General features: G+C 41.3%; 13 protein-coding genes. 2 read left to right on the top strand and 11 right to left on the bottom strand.

Translation table 11 applies throughout. The features are described from left to right. Together ACYVAA_RS19195 and ACYVAA_RS19190 are read left to right on the top strand one after the other, a co-directional pair. On the top strand, positions 1–1,678 hold a 1,678-nt coding region (locus ACYVAA_RS19195; RefSeq protein WP_460544867.1), incomplete at its 5' end, for a polysaccharide lyase. A gap of 151 nt (positions 1,679–1,829) precedes the next feature. Further along, positions 1,830–2,603: a polysaccharide lyase gene (locus ACYVAA_RS19190; protein ID WP_460544865.1), complete on the top strand. Its 774-nt coding sequence runs from the start codon at positions 1,830–1,832 to the stop codon at positions 2,601–2,603. 45 nt (positions 2,604–2,648) lie between these two features. Here the strand turns inward: ACYVAA_RS19190 and ACYVAA_RS19185 are convergent, their stop codons facing one another. The 11 genes from ACYVAA_RS19185 to ACYVAA_RS19135 form a co-directional block, all read right to left on the bottom strand. Continuing rightward, positions 2,649–3,605, bottom strand: coding sequence for a polysaccharide deacetylase family protein (locus ACYVAA_RS19185; RefSeq protein WP_460544863.1), 957 nt, complete (start codon positions 3,603–3,605; stop codon positions 2,649–2,651). Positions 3,606–3,664: 59 nt separating this feature from the next. Next, positions 3,665–5,395, bottom strand: a complete 1,731-nt coding sequence (locus ACYVAA_RS19180) for a GNAT family N-acetyltransferase (protein ID WP_460544861.1) — start codon at positions 5,393–5,395, stop codon at positions 3,665–3,667. Between the two features lie 67 nt (positions 5,396–5,462). Then, on the bottom strand, positions 5,463–7,103 hold the full coding sequence (locus ACYVAA_RS19175) for a GNAT family N-acetyltransferase (protein WP_460544859.1): 1,641 nt from the start codon (positions 7,101–7,103) through the stop codon (positions 5,463–5,465). 158 nt (positions 7,104–7,261) lie between these two features. Then, a complete protein-coding gene (locus ACYVAA_RS19170) occupies positions 7,262–8,413 on the bottom strand; it encodes a PLP-dependent aminotransferase family protein (RefSeq protein ID WP_460544857.1) in 1,152 nt (383 codons plus the stop codon). A 49-nt stretch (positions 8,414–8,462) separates the two neighbouring features. Further along, a complete protein-coding gene (locus tag ACYVAA_RS19165; protein WP_460544855.1) occupies positions 8,463–9,941 on the bottom strand; it encodes a GNAT family N-acetyltransferase in 1,479 nt (492 codons plus the stop codon). Positions 9,942–10,234: 293 nt separating this feature from the next. Then, positions 10,235–11,542 (bottom strand): UDP-glucose dehydrogenase family protein, encoded by a 1,308-nt coding sequence (locus ACYVAA_RS19160; RefSeq protein ID WP_460544852.1) that lies wholly within the window; start codon positions 11,540–11,542, stop codon positions 10,235–10,237. After that, entirely contained in the window at positions 11,539–12,567 is a 1,029-nt protein-coding gene (locus tag ACYVAA_RS19155) for a DUF354 domain-containing protein (protein WP_460544850.1), read from the bottom strand. The genes ACYVAA_RS19160 and ACYVAA_RS19155 overlap by 4 nt, the downstream gene beginning before the upstream one ends. An 11-nt stretch (positions 12,568–12,578) precedes the next feature. Beyond that, positions 12,579–13,517 (bottom strand): glycosyltransferase family 4 protein, encoded by a 939-nt coding sequence (locus ACYVAA_RS19150; protein WP_460544848.1) that lies wholly within the window; start codon positions 13,515–13,517, stop codon positions 12,579–12,581. A gap of 26 nt (positions 13,518–13,543) precedes the next feature. After that, complete coding sequence (locus ACYVAA_RS19145; protein WP_460544846.1) at positions 13,544–15,451, bottom strand: glycosyltransferase; 1,908 nt, start codon at positions 15,449–15,451, stop codon at positions 13,544–13,546. A 97-nt stretch (positions 15,452–15,548) separates the two neighbouring features. Beyond that, positions 15,549–16,661: a glycosyltransferase family 4 protein gene (locus ACYVAA_RS19140; protein WP_460544844.1), complete on the bottom strand. Its 1,113-nt coding sequence runs from the start codon at positions 16,659–16,661 to the stop codon at positions 15,549–15,551. Between the two features lie 14 nt (positions 16,662–16,675). Further along, positions 16,676–17,428, bottom strand: a 753-nt coding sequence (locus ACYVAA_RS19135) for an O-antigen ligase family protein (RefSeq protein ID WP_460544842.1), incomplete at its 5' end; no start/stop codon positions are given.

Below are 17,428 nucleotides of genomic sequence, written 5' to 3'. Positions count from 1 at the left end.
AAACCTTTTCACTAATGTCATTGCACTATCTCTGGTAGGGGCATCGGTTTCATCCTGTAACCTGACTGACTTGGAAGAAACCAACATGGAAAGCTCTGAAATTTATCGTGCCACAGGACTTTCTACGTCCCCAAATATCCTTTACCAGGAGACGTTTGAAGGAAGTGATCCTTTTTCTTTTGCACATACGCAATTTGCCGAAAGTCATGCGTTTGGGGTAACGAAGTCCCCCGTTTTTGCCGGTTCCTATTCCGGAAAATTCGAATTGTATGATTCAGATGACCAAGTGTCCAATGGAACACGTTCAGAGGTTTTGTTCCCTGAGCAGGATGAGAAAGAAAGATGGTATTCTTACAGCCTTTATTTGCCATCAAGCGGTTTCAAGAAAGATAGAATTGGGGATATCATTACCCAGTGGCACCAAGGAAGTGGATCTGGAAGTCCAACCACTACCTTCAGAGTGGTCAATGATCGCTTTGTCTTGAAAAGTGGCGATAGAAAAGAAACAAGGAAGGATTATGACCTAGGAGAAGTAGCCAAAGACCGTTGGAATGAATTTGTTTTCCATATTGTGCACTCTTCAGGAAGTGATGGATTGGTAGAGATCTGGCAAAATGGTAAAAAAGTGTTGACCTTGAAAGGTGGTAACATTGATAAGAGTTTTGGATTGCCAAGATGGAAAGTAGGTATCTACAAGGATGACTGGAACGGTTCTGAGACTACTGATACTGATCACCGATTAATGTATTTTGACAATATCCGTATGGGAAATGCCAAGGCTTCTTTTGAAGAAATGACTTCAATCGCAGGTGGGGTTGTTCCAATGCCTGAGCCTGAAGAAGAAACAGAACTTGAAGAGGTTGTTCCTGGAGAAGGTGTTATTCAAAGTCTTTCTTTGATCAATACCACCTCGGATGAAGTAGTAGGTAATTTTGGTTCAGGTGCTGAGTTAACTGCTGAAGACTATAGATTGACCATTGTCCCTAACTTCAAATCTGGAAGTGCTCCAGTAGAAGTGAAATTTGATCTATCAGGAGATGATAATAGAAGCTCTTCAGACAGAGAAGCACCTTTTGCACTAAACGGCGATAATGGTAGAGGTGATTTTTGGTACGGAACTGGACTTTATCCAGGGAAATATAGTTTGACTGTCACTCCTTACTTTATGGTAGGAGGTTCGAAAGTAGCCGGTAGCCAAGAGACTTTCACGTTTACCGTAAACCAAGGAAACGAAAATGCCATTAGTGTAGCAGGTGGAGGATCGTCCATCAGTGGAGGATCTTCTATCAGCGGAGGATCTTCTAGTGGTAGTGTGAAAGGTCTTTCATTGATCAATACAAGCACTGACCAAAGTGTTGGAGAATTTACTTCAGGAGCTGTAATTACTGCAGAAGACCATAGACTTTCAATTGTTCCTAATTTTTCAGGCGATACTCCGGCTGAGGTTCGGTTTAACCTAAGTGGAGCTGACAGCAGAACTGGTGTGGATAAGGCCGCTCCATTTTCTCTTAATGGCGATGATGGAAGAGGAAACTATTGGTATGGAAAAGGATTGTATCCTGGTAGCTATGAATTGACCGTAACTCCATTTTATGAAGTAAACGGTAGCTTAGTGCAAGGAAGTGCAAAGCGCTTTTCTTTCAAGATCGTTCAAGGAAGTACCACTTCCATTAACTAATCATTAGTTCAACATAAAAAAGGCGGTCTAGCGAAGGTTAGACCGCCTTTTTTTATGTTCTGATTTTCGTTATTTCTTCCTAATAAAAACGAATTGATAAGAAAAATAATGCTTAACTTAAATAGAAGATTTGGAACTTTAATCAAAGATCATGAAGCTGATATTAATGGTACCGGTAATTTTTTATTTAGCAGTGGTTGCTGTCCATTTCTATCCGGTAGCTGAAGATAATACAGGAAATAAAGGCATCCAAAATAATTTATTATATGAAGAAACATTTGAAGGTTCAGCCCCCTTATCTGCTCTTCATCAACAGTTTGCGGCTGATTATGGCTTTTCTGTAGCTGAATTTCCAGTTTACCAAGGGAAGAAAGCAGGCAGGTTTGAGCTGAGGGATACGGATGATATGGTGGCCAATGGTACCAGGGCAGAAGTGTTGTTCCCTGAACAGTCCAATAACGAGAGGTGGTATTCTTTCTGGATATATTTGCCTGCTGAAGACTTTATGGAAGACAGTTACAGGGAGATCATCAGCCAATGGCACCAGGGAAAAGGAGCAGGTAGTCCGCCCAATTCTCTTCAAATAAAAGACGATAAATTCCTTTTGAAATCAATTAATAATGATCCGAAAGGTACTTATTACGAGTTGGGAGAGGTGCTCAAGGATCAATGGCAGGAATTTGTTTTTCACTTTATTCATTCTTCCGAAAAAGACGGATTAATAGAAGTTTGGTATAACGGCCAAAATGTACTGACACTTAAAGGTGGGAACATAAAGAAAGGTTTTGATTATCCCAGATGGAAAGTGGGCATTTATAAATGGAAGTGGAATGGAGATAAGACCACGGATACAAAAAAACGGGTGCTTTTTTATGATAATATACGGATGGGAAATGAAAAATGCACCTATGAAGAGATGCATTAATGTTGTTAAAAAAAAGTTTGAAGAACTCTTTGACTCTTGTCCGAATTAGACGGTTTTGTTGAGGAACTTATATTCAGTATAATCTATTTTTCGGTTAAAAAGCAATAAATTCATTTTGTCCCTCAGAGGCTGCCAGATCCCCATCATTCTACAGATATTTTCGGCTATTGGAGCTCCTTCCAAAAACGCATATCGGGGAATTTTAAAAGGAGAAGTTAGCTTGGAACTGGTAATTCCAACGGGCTCACAGGTGAAAGCCACTTCGTATCCAAGCTCTTTCAGGATGCCGATTTCACGGGAAGTATAATCGCCATTTGGATAGGCAAAACTGATCACCTTTTTTCCAATCCATTGCTCAAGCTTTTCCTTGGATATTTTCAGCTCTTCATAGGATTGTTCGGCAGAGCAATTGGGCAAAATAGGATGTGTATGGGTATGGCCTCCAATGTGAACAAATTCAGATTTTGCGATTTTCTTAATCTGCTCTATGTCCATGGCCTCCCTTTCCGAAAGTGGAGGTAGGGCGCTGATTAATCGGAGCCGTTCTTCATTGGAGATTTTTTTAAGATCTTGGACTGAAGGGATGTTCGCCTTAGCTTCTTTGGATGCTTTTAGCACTTTGGGCCACCAATAATTCCCGTTTTCCACTGGTTCTGTGGAGACGAAAATGGTAACGGGTACTTTATACTGGTTGGCTACATGGACAATATTCTCCTCATTGTCTCTCCATCCATCGTCCACTGTAAGCAGTATTGCTCCTTTTGGAAAGGGAACTTGTTTATTGGCAATTTTAACTAAATCATCTGGACTGATGAAATTGAAATTGTTCCTTTTTAACCACTTAACACTGGATTCAAATTCTTTTCTTGTAGGATTATGAAAGTATACAGAGAGTATATGGTCACCTTTTAAGGCTTGCTTTTTTGCATTGCGCACAAAACCTAAAAGGAACAAACTTTGGGCAATGCTCCATTTGATAATATTGGATGTCGTGAGTTTCATGGTAGGTTGCGGTTTGGGTTTAAGGATTCCTTCTACTTATTGAGGACTAAAGCAAGAGCTTATTTACCTGAAGAAGTTTTATTGGAGGCTAGTGGGGCAAGGACAAATTCTTCCACCGACTTTTGCACTTTAGTGTTGGACGAGTATATATAAAGTTGCTCATTCGGTGTCTTTTTGAAGATCATCGAAAGGGCTGTAGTAAGAAAAGTCTTCAGCTCAGATGAATTGTTTGACCGATTAAATTCATCAAACAACACCTTGGAGTTGTTCGGCAACTTGGCATCGGCACCTTCAGCGATTATGCTGGCAGGTTTGTGACTCAACCATATCAAAAATGCCAATTTTCCCGATTGCACACAGGTGAATAAGTCATTGCCCTCTTCCATTTTTTTCATACATTCCATTAGGAATACTTGTTTTGGAAGCGGCTCTCCCACAGGATCATAGCACAATACATCTCTCAAAGAGTTTTTGTTAATAGAAATACCGTTGCTAAGAGTCGACCAATCTTTTGATGATGGATCAAGTTGGAAAAGCACAGGTGGCTTAGAGGTTGAACTTTTATCAGCAAGCACTTTTTTTAGAATGGCTAGGGGCTTTGACCTGAAAAAATGCTTCCATTTGTTCTTGGTAAAATTAAATTGAGCCTTGTATTTTCTCTGAGAAACTTCAGAGAGTCCCATGTTTTTTAATTTAGCTTTAAGCTGGGTGTTTAGATTATTCATCCAGCTTTTCCGTCGAATGGCCCTGGGTGTGCTTATTACCAATTCATATGCTTCATGGAAGTCTGAGGCAAGCCCGCTCTTGTAAGGGTCTGCGCCTGGAGTGAGGTCAAACACCTCAAAGCCTTCTTCACCGAGCGATTGTCCAAGCATAAGGAAATGAAGAATTCCAGGTGAATGCTTGGCTTGGAAAGGAGAGTGGGTATTGATACCTTGGAGGTGAAGCCATTTCTTACCCGCTACTCCTACATTGGATGCTATGATCTCATCATCAAGCTTTAACAGGGAGACATGCAGCATATTAAGATCAAAAAGTGCTTTAATAAAGGCTTTCTTTTGATCATCCTCAGAAAACAATTCCCGATTATAAGCGGCTCCTTTTCGAAAATCACTTTGTATGATCAGTTCGTCCAAAACCTCTGAGAAACTATTGGGGGACAGAACCCTCTCAAAGCTCAGTTCCCCTTGTCTTTTGAGCCGGTTCATCTTTTCCCTCTTATTTTTCTTTTTTAGCTCTACTGATGGTTTTTCGCTTAAAACTGAAAGGATAGGATGCCTATGGGGTTTTAGATGGCTTCGGTTCATCCAACCTTGATCTTGGGTTACCGCTTCGAAAGGTGTACCCTGGGGTAAATATTTAAGGTGAATTTCTTTAGGGGATACTTCTTTCCAAATCAGATCTAAAGCCGTCTTGACGAAATTTTGTGAATCAGTATCCCGATAGACCCATACCTGATATTCTGCCTGATCTGCTCCCGCTCCCATTATTTTTCCATTTTTATCCATGGCCAATGGAAAGCATCCCGTAAGTTGATGGCCTTCTTCCTCCAGAACGAGAATAGGTGTATAGAGCGTTGAATATAATTCATACCAAGTTTTAACAAATTCCCATCTTTGGAATGCTGTGGCCCAGCTACAGTCATCGACCAATGTATTCCACTGATCTTTGTTTAAACCATTTCCTATTTTATTGATAGCTTCTTCAGCTATAAAAAGCTCAATATGTTTTTTTGCATATTTGTTGGACGATTTCGAGTCTTTCACCAATACTTTTTCTTCTATCATCATCGTTGTTTTAGGTAAATATCAGTTTCATGTTTTCGTGTCGGTGGAACCGGGGGAGGTTCACCTTCCTTTAGTTTGAAAGTTGGTTTCCAATTAAAACTCTTTGTGCTGGGTATTGCTCCATGATGGCTTTGGAAAGGTCCTCCAATACTGATTTTTCCGGCAATGAAGGGTGGCAATAATAATAGGATATGATTGCTGATGCCTCCGGAATTTGTACTGTTTCTCCTTTATATTCTGTGGATGTGCCGTTGGGTCTTTCTATCCAAGCACAAAAGAGCAGGTCCTTATCTTTTGCAAGCGAAAAAGATACCTGCTCTTTTTCAAAGAGTTGTAGGGCATTTTCCAGGAATTCCCAGCGTGTAAGGTCACTTCCTCTTTGCTCGTAGTGGAGAAGGTCTCTAAGGTTATTGATGCTGAAGGTATAATCTCCTTTGGCAGCTTTGGGGCAAATACTGGAAAATGTTGCCGGTTGTTTGTTGTTTTTCTTATCGGATTTAATCAGGGATACCAATGCTTTCACCGCAGAGCCATGCTTGCTTTTTTGCTTAAATTGATAGGAAAGCTTCGTCAGTTGCAGTTGAAGCTTTTGGGGATTTTGTCCCGATTTCAGCAAGTAGTCAAAAAACTTTTTGCGGCAAGCCCTTTTCCATTTGTAAGAAGTGGACTGGGTAATAACCAATTCATGTATGGTGTCGTGATTGGTCGCCACACGCTCTTTATAGGGGTCATTTCCAGGAGTAAGGTCAAATACATCGACATCATCTAGATCAAACTTTTTGCCTAACATGAATAACTGGACCAAACCCGGGGAGTATTTCGAATAGAAGGGGGAGTGGGTAATCAGGCCTGCGAGATGCACCCATTTTTTGCCTTCTACAGAGACAATTACGGCTACAATTTCCTTTTCAAATATCAATGCCGTCACATGCAGCAGGCCTTCCTGGAAGAGGGCCTTTAGAAACGGTGATTTATGGGGATCATCTCTGAATTGGTTTTTGTTAAATAAGGCACCTTGACGGAAATCATATTGGTCCTCCAAGGTTTCCAGCAGATGAGAGAAATACGAATAATCCAGAACATGCTTTAACTCTAAGGATCCCGCTTTACTGAAGCGGTTAAATTTGGCTTTTAGGTGGCGTTTGCGTAAGAGTTGCTGGAATTCTTTATGGTTGGTGTCCATCAGCGGCCTGGAAGAAGCCTGTAAAACGCATTTGTTCTTCCAGAAACCTTCGTTTACCCAATCCAATGGGGTTTTAGGGGGAAGGTAGCGAAACACTATTTTACAGTTGGGATACTTTTGTAAAAGTGCTTTTATGGTATCCTCGATAAATGAGGTGTCTTCTGGATCCAGACTTAGCCAGGTTTGATATTCGGCATCATACTGACCTGCGCCGATTATTCTTACCCCGCGCTTTTTATGTTGATGATCTTTTGGAATGGCCATGGTAAGTATGCCACTGATTTTTCCCTTCGATTGTTGATAAATAACCAAAGGAGCAAAATCGTGTTCATAGTGTTTGTACCATGTAGTCACAAATTTCCTGTGCTGAAAGACTGTGGCCCAAGGGCATGAATCATAAAAGAGATCCCATGCTTCTTGAAAGGAGGGATTGGAAAGTAAATTTTTGGCCTGTTCTCCTTGAAGAAGGTTGAGGCCCTCTTTTATTTCCACGGTTATTTTTTCGAGGGTATTGGTTTGATTATCCATAAAAGTTTAAAATAAGTTGGTAGAATAGAGGTTAATGGCATTTAAAAGTATTATTGGAAGATTTACTTAATAAGCAAGTAAAGAGAACAGCGGTACACCACTGTGGTTGGAAGCAACTTCACCTAGGATATGCCGGTTTTGTTTTTTTATCAATGTGTTTAACCGGAAGTAGCCAAAACATTGGCGCTTTCGGCGGCCTTTTGCATGTCGTAAAGTACTTCTTTTGCTGCTCTTGCAATTTGTACCAATTCAGAGTGGTTGAGTTCCTGATGGACAGGGAGAGCAAGTACTTTTTCCCTTAATTTTCTACTTCTTGGAAATTTTTCTACCGGCAGAGAAGGGTGAGGGTTTATCCAAAACAGAAGCCCCATCACCCCTTTTTTCCTCATTTGCTTCAGAAAAAGATCAGGATTATCAACTTCCACTGGAAAGGCAAAAGGACTGGCCTCTGGAGGCAATGCCCTAAACGGTTTAGGCACCACTTCTCCCAAGTGTTCTAATAGAAAATTGTAGTTATTTCTCCTTATCTCAGCCGTTTGTTTGGAAAGCAGTTTGGGAATCAGGTTAATACTCATTTTGGAAGGAGGCGTATTGGGGTCATTCATGTCGAATTCTTCGTGGGGCTTATCCATTTGCTTTTTGACCCATTTAAGGGCAGGGCTAAAGAGCAGGTGAATGGCACCTATTTCGGAGCGACGTGTGGCTACCCAATTAAAATGACGTTTGAAAACCCTCCATAGTCCGGATGAAGCACTCTTTTGTGCGGGGGTAGAGGGTGGGGTATTGCAGACCACGGCACCTCCATCAGGTATCCCGTAAGTCTTGTACAAACAGAAAATTCCCATATGACCAAAGGATCCCAATGGTTGTTGCTCATGATTGGCCAAGAAGGCCTGAGCGGCATCTTCAATAAAGATTAAATTCTTTTGCTCACACCAGGTTTTCCAAAAAGTAGCTTTTTGAGGAAAACCCAAATAGTGGATTAGGTAGAAGGCCCGCACTTTATCAGTGATGAGGCCTTCAAGTTCCTCCGGATCAGGCTCGAGATTTTCATTTAATTCGTAGTAGTTGATTTTCAGACCCGCCTGAATCAAGGATTCAATTTCTGAACCATGGTGATAGGCAGGAACAAGGATCTCATCGCCTTCCTGGAGTCCAATAGCTTTACAAGCATTCCAAATGGCATGTCTTGCTTTGCTATAAATCCGACAATTCTCTTGGTTGAGAGGGAAAGGAATCCAATCGCTAGGGCTTCTAAAGTAAGTGTTGGGGGGCAAAGTGGGCCATATGGCCAGTCTACGTAAACTCATATTAAGAGTCCTCCTGACTCAAAGTTAGTTGGGTTAAAAAAGAATACTGTTACTCATTTACAGCTTTCTCCGCCAGCAACTGTTTAAGGAATTGGTTGTTGGGAGATAGGCTGACAAATACCTTCGGGCAACTGTGACGGTTTTTGATGAAAGAAACCATGCTGTCCACGAACTTATTCAGTTTTTTAGAGGCTTTGGGATGGTATTCAAGTCCCAGAAGTACAGGGTACTTTTGGTCATTTGGGAGCTTTTTATTGAAAACCTTTTCCCACCGATCGGGTTCAACCAACCAGGCAAGGCAAATAAGTTTGCCGTTCTTTGTACAGGTCAGGGCATGGAATTCATTGGCAAACTTCAGCATAGCGTCCTTCAAAAAATCCCATGAGCTTGTTCCTAGCTGGTTTTCTTCGTAATGCAATAGATCGTTGAGGCTGTCCATATGGATCTCTTTAGATGTCCTGTTTTTTACATCTTCCAATAGAAACAGCTGCTCTTCGATTTCTTTGTTTTGGGATTTCCAGTCTGAAATCGATTTTTTGAGGCCTTTTGACTTTACTCTGTTTATCCAATGATTGATCCTGTATTTTTCTTTTTTGTAAGAAAGCTGTATGGTCATGGGCCTGATGTTGAATTTCATGAGGTAGTCATGGAATTTATACTTCAACTCCTGCCGTTTCTGATAAAGGGGACTGTGAGGAAAGTAAAGTTCCTCTACATAATCGTGGTCATTGGCCATTCTCTCTTTATAGGGATCTCCCCCCGGAGTCAGGTCAAACACCATTTCCTTATTTTGGGAAAGAAGCTCGCAAAGCAGGATAAAATGAACAAAACCGGGTGAGTGATTGCCGTAAACAGGTGAATGGGTATTGATGGCACCCAAATGGTACCTGTTGTTTTTAGTCAAGCCTAGTATAGAAGCCACGATGTGGTCATTGACCTTCAAAACCGTTGCATGCAGCAAACCCTGTTCAAATAATGCATGGATGAATTTTTCCTTAATAGGGTTATCGCTGAACTGGCTTTTATTGAACATGGCCCGCTGACGGAACTCGAACTGCTCAATCAGGATTGGAAGGACTTGTTCAAATTGCTGGGGATTTTTTATTTGCTCGAAAACTAGTTCCCCTTGCCTTTTGAGCCGGTTATACTTGTTTTTAAATTCCTTTTTCCGAAAGAGTTTGTCGATTTCTGGATCATTCATTCGAACAAGAGGCCTTTTATAGGCCTGGATTACGAATTTGTTTTTCCAGTCCTTATTAGCGTAAAGCCAGTCTTTGGGTACTTTCGGAGTCAGGAACCTGAAATAAATATCACATTGAGGGAATTCCTTTTTTAGCAAAAGGAGACTCTCCTGAATGAATTCATCCGTATTTTCGGTGGAAGCCAACCAGGACTGGTATTCCGATTCGTACTGTCCGGCTCCTACGATTTTTCCTTTTAGTTCCCTGTTGGGGACTGGTTTTAAAGGGGTGTCGAGGACCATGCTGAGCAGACCTGTCAATTGTCCTTCGGAATAGCTTACTACCATTATGGGAAGGTGTTCTTCTCTGTAAACATTATAGCAGCTAGAGACGAAACTTCTACTTTGAAATAGAGTGCTCCACGGGCAGTTGTCGTATAATGTGTCCCAACTTTCCTGAAAAGCTTCTTTTTCTAACAAGTCAAATACTTGTTTTCCCACAACTAGCTCAAGCTTTGGTGGGTAATTTATTTTCTTTTCATGTTGGGCCTTTTGTGTTGGAGTCAGATACATTTAAGTTTTATGTTAGGGTGATAAAAGTGAATCTTAACCTGATCTTTCTCTAAGATAGCTGAGGTTGATTACCAGCAAATGCCTTCATAATTGGGAAGGTGATTTAACGTGTCAACTCTCACGAGATCGATTATTTTGGCCTTTTCATTTATAATTGAAAGATATGGTTCGGGGTCAAAGTTTTTATGGTTTACAATCAGTATATCTGCATTTTTGATGGCTTCCTCTAAATCGGTAATCAGAAGCTCAGATAGGTGGGGCAGCTTGTCGTTGATGTAGGCCTCGTTAGCACCGATCAACTTGGACATTTGAACATTTTCATCGTAAATGGATAGGTGGTACCCCTTTCCTATGAGGGTCTCGGCCAAATCCACAGATGGGCTGTAACGCAAGTCGTCAGTTCCTTCTTTAAAGCTCAGTCCCAAAAGGCAGATATTCTTTTTTCCAGTATTTTCTATCAATGAAAAAGCTCTTCGCTTTTGATTTTCATTGGACTGATGGATGCTGGAAAGGACGGGGGTAGTGAGGTAATTGTCATGCCCGAGAGTTACCAGGCCTTTAAGGTCTTTTGGCAAACAGGAGCCTCCGTAGGCATAGCCAGGTTTGAAGTAGGCATTGGAAATATTGAGGTGCTTGTCCATGCAAAAAAGTGACATCACTTTGTGCGAATCGATAGACATTTCCTTGCAAATGTTTCCGATTTCATTGGCGAAAGAAATTTTGAGGGCATGGTAGGAGTTGTTGACATATTTAATCAGTTCGGCGATTTTGATGTCGGTAATCTCTATGGGAGCGTCTAAATTTTCATACAGAGAAGCTACCATTGCCACGGCCTCTTCATGATCGCCTCCAATTACAGTTACGGGTGGGTGATAATAATCCTTTACAGCAGAACCTTCCCTCAGAAATTCAGGGTTGGACACCACTGAAAAGTCTTTTCCTCTTTTTTTCTGTGAAAACTCTTCTATGATTTGCCCAACTTTTTGATTCGTCCCCGGTAAAACAGTACTTCTAATGACGACGGTATGAAAAGTGTCTTTTTCTTTTAAGGCTTTGCCAATTCCTTCAGCAGTTCTGTAAATGTAGGAGAGGTCAAGATGTCCCTGTCTGGAGGAAGGAGTACCTACACAGATAATGCTCAGATCTGTGTTGTAAACAGCTTCATCAGCACAGGTAGTGGCCTGAATTTTTCCTTTATCATGCGCCTGCTTGATGATGTGGTCAATATCTTTCTCTAAAATTGTAGCCTGTCCCTTGTTGACCAAATTTACTTTGAACTCATTGACATCAACACCAACAAGGTGGTTGCCGTTCTTAGCAAGGCAGCCTAAGCTTACACAGCCTACATATCCTAATCCAAAAATAGAAATATTCATAATACTGGTTTTTTATAGTGACGAATCTGTTGTTTCATGAAATCTACCATATCGCACCACTGTTCCAAGAGTTCCTTTCTGACCTTGGTTTGCTTATCTTCAGCAAATGGTGCTTCAATGGTTTTATTGATAAATGGCAGGGCATCATTTCCGGGAAGGTGTTTCAATAAGCCCTTGTCCATCAAGAGTTGGTTGGCCCTCATGGTCCTGATACCGCAGTAAACACTGGGTACGCCCAGCATGGCGCCTTCTCTGGCCATACTGTCCCCGGATGAAATGACCATTTTGGAGTAATAGATCAAAGAATGGATATCGCCGACAGGTTCTTGGAGTATCTGCCAATGTTCGGGATATTTATCCAGCTGGGTTTTGTCTTCCAATGAAAGGATCACCGGTATGTTTGTTGACATATCTTTGGAGAAGTGTTGGATTATTCCATCCTCCTGTCCATAATAATTGAAGGATTTATTGCTTACTTCTCTTACAAAAACATATTCATGTGGTTTTACCCCGTATTGTTCAAGAATTTTAGTGCTGGGGGTAAAGCGCCTAGGGCTCAAATAGCTCCACTCTTTTAGACAGTTAAAAGTGGACACCTTATCATTGGTCTCGACTATCGGGGGAAAAAATAGCTGGCTTGACAGCATTTCATTTATCCGGTTTACCTGTGATCTTTCGGGATCATCATAAAATTGGATAATGGGAGTGGAGGTCATTTTGCAGGCAAGGGCCAGAGGTATACTGCTGGCTGCTACACAGATTTCATAGTTGTGTTTTTTGATGAGTTGGAGGAAGTTAGCCGTCCTTTTCATGTTGCCATCCCATATAATTGACCATCTGGTGCCATTGCTACTGCCCACAGGGATGGGCGAGAATCCATCGTATTCTGCAGCTATGATTTTTGGAAGCTTACCTCTTTTCAAGTAGCAAATGGTCACATCACATCCTTCTTCTTTCAGTTCTTTTGCCAAGGTTTTGAAAAGATTAAGCTGGGCCGGGTGTTTTATGTCAATAAGCATTTTCATATTTTCCTGGTTTAGCTTTTGATGACTTCACAATAGATGTCATTGATTTTTTGGACAATTTGCTGGTTGTCAAATTTTTCAAGAACCGGGTTTCGGTTGAGGATTCTCAGCTTCTTTTCGGACAGATAATGTAGATAGTGTACATAATCAGATACCTTCTTAGGGACGATAAAACAATTGTCCACTTTTTCGCAAATGAACTTGATATCTCCCACGTCATTGGTTATGACAGGCAGGGAGTTGAGAATAGATTCCTTGATTACTTGTGGACTTCCTTCCATATGGCTGCAAAGGAGCATCACATCAGCGGCCTGCATCAGCTGGGTAATCTGTTCTCTATGAAACCCTTTTAATTCTATGAAAATGATGTTCTTGGAGGTCTCTTCCATAAAGGTTTCCACCACCATACAGGCAAACTCTGGATCTTTTTCTTTGCGGTCAAAACTCGATGAAAAAAGGATGACGAAGTCCTCATCTGTCCATCCTTTCTCTTGTCGGGTCATTTCCCTGAAATTGAGGTTAATCTGCGTATCTACGCCACATGGGATGATGGAAAAATTCTTCTTGAAAAACCTTGACATTTTATGCGAAACCAGGATGTTATGGGCAGAGTAGCTTGCTGCAAACAGGGAAAAAAATCTTTCAGAACCTTTATTGATATCACTGCCATGAAAGGTGATGATCACCTTGGCCCTGCCAAAGGTCAATAGCTTACTGATAAGTACTGCAATAGCGGAAAGTCCATAGTGTACATGGATAATATCCGATTTGTTCTTTTGGATATATTTGAAGATGGCATGGCTGGCTTTCAGGTATCCCAAAATCCCACCCTTGCTGATCAAATAGTGTTCTATTTGGTGGCCATAAGTTTTGGTGAGCATATTGGCTTGCTCGAGTATAAAGGGGTGTGGTTTTCCCGTTTTTGATCTGCTTACATATAAAATTTTCATAGGGCGTGATTTTTTGTGAGAGTAGGTCAGTTCCTCTCGTGGATGTAACCCGGTTGCTGAAAATCCCACACTTGATCATGGGATTCTGTCGTATCGGGAATGTTTTTTTTCAGGACTTTTTCATATGCTTTGATAAATTCCTTTCCCATTTTTTCGATGGAGAAAAAATCTTCGATAAACTTTCTACCTGTTTTACCGAACCGCTTTCTTCGTTCAGGATCATCGATCAGGTCAATGATCATCTGGGCGATTTCATCTTCACTCTGATCTTTGATGAGGTATCCGTTTTCTTGGTCATGCACCAATTCTTTTGTTCCTCCAGCATCATTTGCAATTACCGGTTTACCTAAAGCCATATACTCCAATACCGAGTTGGAGATCCCTTCTCCGTGCAGTGAGGAATTGGAAAGTAATACGCCGATATCACTAGCGTTGACCAGCTCTTCTACATCATCTATTCTTCCAGGGAAGGCGATATTGGGTTCATTTGAAGAGTTTTCGACCAGCGCAGTATAAATTGGATTATCGATATCGTGAGCCCCAACTCCCAAAAAGCAGATATCAGAGCGTAATTGCGTGACCTTCTTGGCCACTTTAAGAAAAAGGGAGTAGTTTTTATTGGGGGAATAGGAAGCAGTCATCACCACCAAATGGGGGGTGTTGACCTTGTATTTTGCTCTGACTTCAGCCGGATCGGTCAAGTTTTCAAATCTATCAAAGCTTACCCCGTTGTAGATGACTTTGGTTTTGTGCCTTGGAGGTTGGTAGGCAGTAACACCCGCAAAAGAGTTGGCCAGGATAAGTTTGGAAAATTTGAAGTTCATCCGATTGATCCAGTTATCCACGGAAAAGGAGCGAATAACTGGAGGGGCCGAGGCAATCTGGCTGTTGATCATTGGAATGTTTTTGCCTATCACCGCAGGCAGGGCATAGAAAGATTGTTTAGCTCCCCAGGTATGAATGATGTCCGGTTGGAAGCTATTGCAGAGCCTATAGAAGTTAGTGATGATTTTGGGACTGAACCCAAAACTATCATTATTGAGTACTTTTACCGGAATGCCCAGCTTAAGGAATCTTTCGAAATGTATCCTGTTTATGGAAATGACCAACATCATCTCCAGTTCGGTGTTTTTTTTCAGGTAGGTGATGAGTTCCAAAAGTCGGCGTTCTTTTCCTCCTGCCAGAAGGCTGCCGATGTAAAATAAAATTCGGTGGTTATTGCTGTTTTTCATGGTTGGTAGGTTTTTATTATTGGCCCGATTGGGGTTCACTTTAGAAAAGTTTTGCTTAATCCAAACTGAGATCGCTTTATCGGGAGGGAGGTTTAATTTTTTGGAAAGACTTATTATCCAATCTTTATGAATTCCTCTCAGCAAAAATGGAATGTTTTTTATGCCCAATATCTCAGCCATCCTGATCCTATGATTGCCTCCGGTTCCCAAGCATAGTTCCCCTTTTCTGGTGACGTGGAGCCTGACTTCTTCCACTTCAGGATTGCCAAGTTCTTTTTGAGTGAGGTACCCCTTTTTCTTCATGGATTTGTAGGCTTTTTTAAGCCGTACAAAGTAATTTTTCACGGCTTCTAAAGTGCCACAGCTTTGCGGAGGGTTTGGGTCCCCATTTTGGACACTTCGGATCATGCTTTTATACTGGGGGGTTTTCTTGAATTTCTTTTTCTTCAAGAACATCTTTCTGATGGTTTGATGGACATCCCACTTTTTTGTCCCTTTTGGGGTTTTCTTAAAAATAGAGGGCAAGGGATAGGTCATCTCCAAATCCCAATTGTCCGTATGGGCCCATCTTCCGAAGGGAGGGTAAGGCAAGCTGCCGTGAAGGTTGATTTTTTCTATTGAAGTCCAATAGACCGGAGGGGACAGCGGTGGAGGTAACCACTTCACCTGGATGCTTAAGGGAAGCCTAAATAAAACGGCCATACGATAGAGTAGGCGACTAGGAAAATGTACAATTGCCCACTTGAGATTAACCAGCTTATTTCTGTAAAGTTTTTTCATAACAACTCTTGGAAAAGGCTTATTGATGCATGAGGAATTGAGTTAGCTTTTCAGCTAAAATTTTATAGTTATGATTTTCCGTGACATAGCGGACCGTATTCTGAGACATCAGCATGTAATCTTCAGTGCCGATGCCCTTTAGTGTTTTGGCAAGGTGAAGGGAATTTCTGTATACAATGCCCAGTTGGTTACTGTCAATGATACCATCTGGGTTTACCTTTTCTGTAGTTAAGATAGGGGTGCCTACTGTCATTGCCTCCAAAAAGGTATTGCTGAATCCTTCATAATGTGAGGTGTTGAGCAGGTATTTGGCGTTTTTGAGGAATGTCGGGACCTCTTTTCTGCTGATGAATCCTTTGAAGGTTACATTGGGCAATACCTTTAGTTTTTTTAAGTAGAGACGGGTATTGTCGTCCAAGGTGGAAGATTCCTTTCCAGCAACCCAGAACTCTTCATCTGGCAGTTTTGAAGCTATTTCATATAATAATTTGAGGTTTTTTTGGTATTGGAAAATGCCTAACCAAGCAATGTATTTCCGCTCTTCAAGGGCATAGGGCTTTGTACCGTTGCTTTGAAAAAGAATGGGATTGGAAATCTTAAAGATGGATTTTTCCGGAAACTTTTTCTGGATCATGCTGTACTGATAGTCATTTTGGCAAAGGATATAATCGGTCAGTTGTATGCCCTTTTTCATGAAGTAAGCATGGGCCTTAGAATTGAAATGATGGAAGCGATCATCCAGAAAAAAATCGTTGGAAATCCGAAGAATGTATTTAATGTTCAGCTTTTTACAAATCATGCCAACGAGCAGACAGGTCCAGCCAGGCACGCTTTGGTAAACATAGTCAGGCCGGGTGACCTTGATTTTTCGGTACATGAAAGGCAAGCGGTAATACAGCCACCTTAGCCACCTGATCCCTTTCGACTCCTCGAAAAATGGGATGAGGTTCAGCTCATAAGCTTCTTCCTTTAGCTGTCCCTTAATGTCCAGGTTGGTCATGATATACACATCATGTCCGTTTTCTGAAAGTCCCCTTGTCCATCCGTAGGATTGAACCGCAGCCCCACCAGAAGGCTTTTCTTCTTTTAAAAGGATGTTGATGATCTTTTGGTCAAGAAATAAAAATCGCATAGCTATCGGTTGTTTCAATTAGGACGGGGTAAAGAATTATAGGACACTTCTTCTTGATTATTCTGGGGCTTGGGAATGCTCCTTTGTATTTTGCCCAAAGGCAAAGCCAATACAAGTGTGAGCATCAACATATTATCTATTTGGGTATACCTTCCGGTTATGGTGAAAACTGAAAAGGCTAGCAGGCAAAAGCCGATGATATACAGGTCCGTACTCGACCGGATCCTTAGCAAGGCCTGGATAAAGACGGTGAGGAACATGGCCAAGTAGAGAAAGACCCCTATAAAACCACTGGAATGAAAAATATTGGTAAGGTCACCGTGGAGGGATCTTACTCCGAACAAGCCTTTCCCGTAATTACCGGGACTATCAAACATGCCATACCCGGTCCATGGGCTGTAATCGTAATGAACAAAAGTGTCTTTATACAACATTTCATATTCAAAAAACCGCTTTTCTTCTGTTAGTTCTCTTTGGTCAAGCTTACGAAGTTCAATTCGGTGTACGAGCTCTTGTGAAAAGTTTGTCCCAAAAAAGACAAAGGCACCTACAACAATACTTAAGCTGACAAAGCTTAAAACTTGCGTTACTTTTCCTTTGCTCACTAAAATCAACAATATTACTATCACCGAAACTGCGCTCAGCCCCATCACAGACCTTCTAAGAGAAAGCATGATGAAAAAAAACGAAATGATAAATATGATCGACTCCATGGGCCTTTTCTGATTGACAAGTCGATAGAGTGTTATAAAAAGGGCAAAAGCTAC

This window comes from Echinicola sediminis (assembly GCF_054777495.1).
The sequence above is the reverse complement of the archived record's forward strand: the minus strand, read 5'-3'. Positions and strand labels throughout refer to the sequence as shown.